We start from the raw sequence: 3,240 nt of genomic DNA on the forward strand, positions 1-3,240 counted from the left end.
AAACAGGGAGAAATGCCACAATTGATAACGCTCCGGCAATGAATGTCAGTTGTCGATTGAATAGATAAAATTGGTCATTTGGATCTGGATGTTTTTGTATAATTATTTCTGTAGGAAACCACGCATCTCTTATTGCCCAAATACATAAGAGCAACATTATTAATGTGGCCACACAGCATAAAACTTGTACAACGATATTTATAGATGGTCTGTTCATATTGTTTATCGGTCCCCAACGTTATGGATGAGCCGCCGTGCAAATGACGTTGACCGAATCGACAGGCGTTTTCACGGTAGGCTCGAACCACTGGTTGTGTATTTTTATGGAGATTTTGGATGTCAGATAAATATAGCGTAATATGCGAGGAGATAAAGTCCACCAAGCGACAGAAAGAGTGCAATGCGATCCATTCGTTTCCTGATGGCAGGGGTGTATTTATTCCTGCGGTCGTGTTCTTCCTGACGGTTCTTCTCTCGGTGTGCATCGTCAAATGTCTTGATTACAGGGATGAATCCCATGACATCATACAAATCAATGTAAATAAGAATAAGACGAATTATGCAGGAGGTGGAAATAAGGCAGGCAATTGCAATGATGGTGGCGAAGTTTTTTCCGGCAGTTGTTTGGGTGTCACAAATCAATTGGCTTGCGCCAATAAGCAGGGTGTTGGTGGTGAGCAATGATGCGTAAAGACTGCATTTCCATATTGTCCATTTGTCGCGGTAATTCGCGGCATCGGCTTGAATGTTTTCTTTTACGTGGTCTGGGAGTTCATTGTTCATATTTATTCCTGCACAACGTTATGGGTGAGTTTCGGTGAACATAAACTTTGACCGGATTAATTCCGCGTCGGCCACCGTAAACTCGAACCACTGGTTGGAAAAGACTCTGTTTTGAGCAAGTCAGTATCTCAGGTTTTCTACGTTTCTCTGCAGGTTGTCCGTGCACAGCAGGAAGTCCGTTGAAAAGCAGGTTGTCCGGTGAATTGTATGCAAATCTGATTTCATTAAATTCCATGCACCTAAGTGAGTTGTTCCAACGTTACTCATGACCCGCTTGGGAATCAGACTTTGCCTTCAAAAACGGGCGTTGTCCAAGTAGGGTCCAGGATCTGGTTGGACTCCTTGTTTCTATATGCTCCATGTTTACACAACCAACGAGCAAGTCTATCTGCTGAACCTTGCTTTAGGCAGACATCCTCTCCCCATGGAAAAATTTTACTGCGTAAAATTCCTCCTGTATCCAGATGCATAATCTCTACTTTTGTACCGTCATTTTTGAAGATCCGAATTCCATAATCATTAGGGCTAAAACATGTAAATTTGAACAACTGCATTATGGTTGGTTGAACAGTCAGAGTCTGGAAGAAATCATCAATTCCACTTTGGTCATGAATGCTGATAAGTTCTTTTTTGTCTCCAGTGCATTGGAATAAGGTAATGCTGTCAGTCTGATGATAGATATCTTCAATCTGTTGCATTGTTACTTTAGCAGGAATTATTGATGTGAGTTGAAGGATTGTCGCAACCGCAAGGAGACTGAGAGTGGTGAGAACAATGATTTTAATGATTTTTTTCATTTGTCAGTCCAACGTTAAACGTGACCCTGAGTGGATTGTGCCTCAACTTTATCAACGGGCGTTGTCACGATAGGGTCTATGTTCTGGTTGGCCGTTTTTCTTATAAGTTTGATATGCAAGAATATTACGATGATTACTGGTGTAGATAGTAAACTTTCTATTGTTACGACTGAGTGGCTTTCAGAGAGTGAAATGGCGACAACTGCGCAAATAAACAGAATATAGAAAAAGCCAAATGCAATATATGTGTTCCGCACAATGTGGTTGCGATGTAATATCCTTAGTGGCAAGAGGAGGAGAATGCAGAATGCAGTAATTATGAAGGAGATTGTCTGAACCCAAAAAGGGGATGTTCCCAGTCCAAAAACGTAGAGGAGATATAAACCGTAGATGGTAAGCAGGGAAATAATAATCCCTGTAATCCTGAGCAAGTACTCAAACAAAAATTTGATCATGTCTATTTTCATTGTTGGTCTAGTTATGTCGGTTTTAGATGCTCATTATATCACTGAAACTAAGCCAGCGTGCTTTTCCTTTTTTTAGCTCAAATTTTTTCTGAATTGAGAAAGGAATTTTGTCATCTTGAGATTCTACTTTTCCCTCGATTCTGATGGAGATGACAGGGTCGTTAATGTCGAATATTTTCTCAAACGTGTGTCTCCCTATAAACAATCCGTTTTGATTTCCAATGCAGGTTACATGCACAGGTGAGAGCTGAGTATCGAGACTTTCTTTTGTTCCCGACTCGGACTTCAAAATAATGGAGTTTATCTCGTAAGAGGAAGCTTTAGAATGCGTACAGAGCCGAGTGTGTATAGAGTATGGGGCTCTGATGTCAGATGTTAAACCAGAATTTCCGCTGTGGTCTGTTCCTATTACCTGAATAATAAAATCATTTTTTATCAATTCGTTGTTTGTGATGCCAGATTCTGGAATCGGTTGATATCTCTGCCAGTTCAGATTGCACGCGCATCCAGAGCAAAAGAGAAAAACTAGAATTATTGCTGAATGTATTATCTTCATTATCAATGAGTGGCCAACGTTAACGAGACCCTGAGCGGACATAAACTTTGCCTGATTCAACGGGCGTTGTCGCAGTAGGCTGAAGCTCATGGTTGGCAGTGTGATTTAATTTGTATTCGGTTAGATTCCACAGACCATTGGTATATGAAATAACAACCTTCTTTTTTTTACGTTTGTTCACGAATGACAACGTGTTTCCATCAATCCATGTCATTGAGTTATGCACTTCTTCTACAACGTCTTTTTCTCGTAATTTACCGAAGTAATAAACGTGTCTATCCCAATTTGGTGGAGTCAAAGTGAGGGTTGTTTTATATTCAGGAATTAACCCGTGGATTTCTCGCATCTTCAAGTTTGTTTTTATTTCCGTTGGTGATGATGGCCCATCTATTCGATCTGTGTCGAGATACGTCCAAAACCCATAAAGAACGGGGATTAGAATAAGTGAGTAAATCACCAGAAGAGTTATTTGTAATGGTTTCATTTTTATCTGCTGCCAACGTTAAAAGTGAGCCTCCTGGAACATAAACTCTGGCATGAAAAAACCGGCGTTAAACAGGTAGGCTCCAATTTCTGGTTCGATTATTTTTTAGATTTAGCCCACATGTATCCTGAAGCGAAAACGGGAATGCTAAGT

At 40.4% G+C, this 3,240-nt stretch carries 4 protein-coding genes; all 4 read right to left on the bottom strand.

Annotated features, from left to right (window positions below; genetic code table 11):
- Positions 1-217: hypothetical protein (locus tag P9H32_RS00005; RefSeq protein ID WP_322606798.1), on the bottom strand; the 217-nt coding region annotated here is incomplete at its 3' end.
- A gap of 122 nt (positions 218-339) precedes the next feature.
- Positions 340-783 (bottom strand): hypothetical protein, encoded by a 444-nt coding sequence (locus tag P9H32_RS00010; protein ID WP_322606799.1) that lies wholly within the window; start codon positions 781-783, stop codon positions 340-342.
- 281 nt (positions 784-1,064) lie between these two features.
- Entirely contained in the window at positions 1,065-1,580 is a 516-nt protein-coding gene (locus tag P9H32_RS00015; protein WP_322606800.1) for a hypothetical protein, read from the bottom strand.
- A gap of 1,042 nt (positions 1,581-2,622) precedes the next feature.
- Positions 2,623-3,087 carry a hypothetical protein gene (locus P9H32_RS00020; protein ID WP_322606801.1) on the bottom strand — a complete coding sequence of 155 codons (465 nt, stop codon included), beginning with the start codon at positions 3,085-3,087 and terminating at the stop codon, positions 2,623-2,625.
- Between the last annotated feature and the right edge of the window lie 153 nt (positions 3,088-3,240).

It is taken from the genome of Pontiella agarivorans (assembly GCF_034531395.1).
GTDB lineage: Bacteria > Verrucomicrobiota > Kiritimatiellia > Kiritimatiellales > Pontiellaceae > Pontiella > Pontiella agarivorans.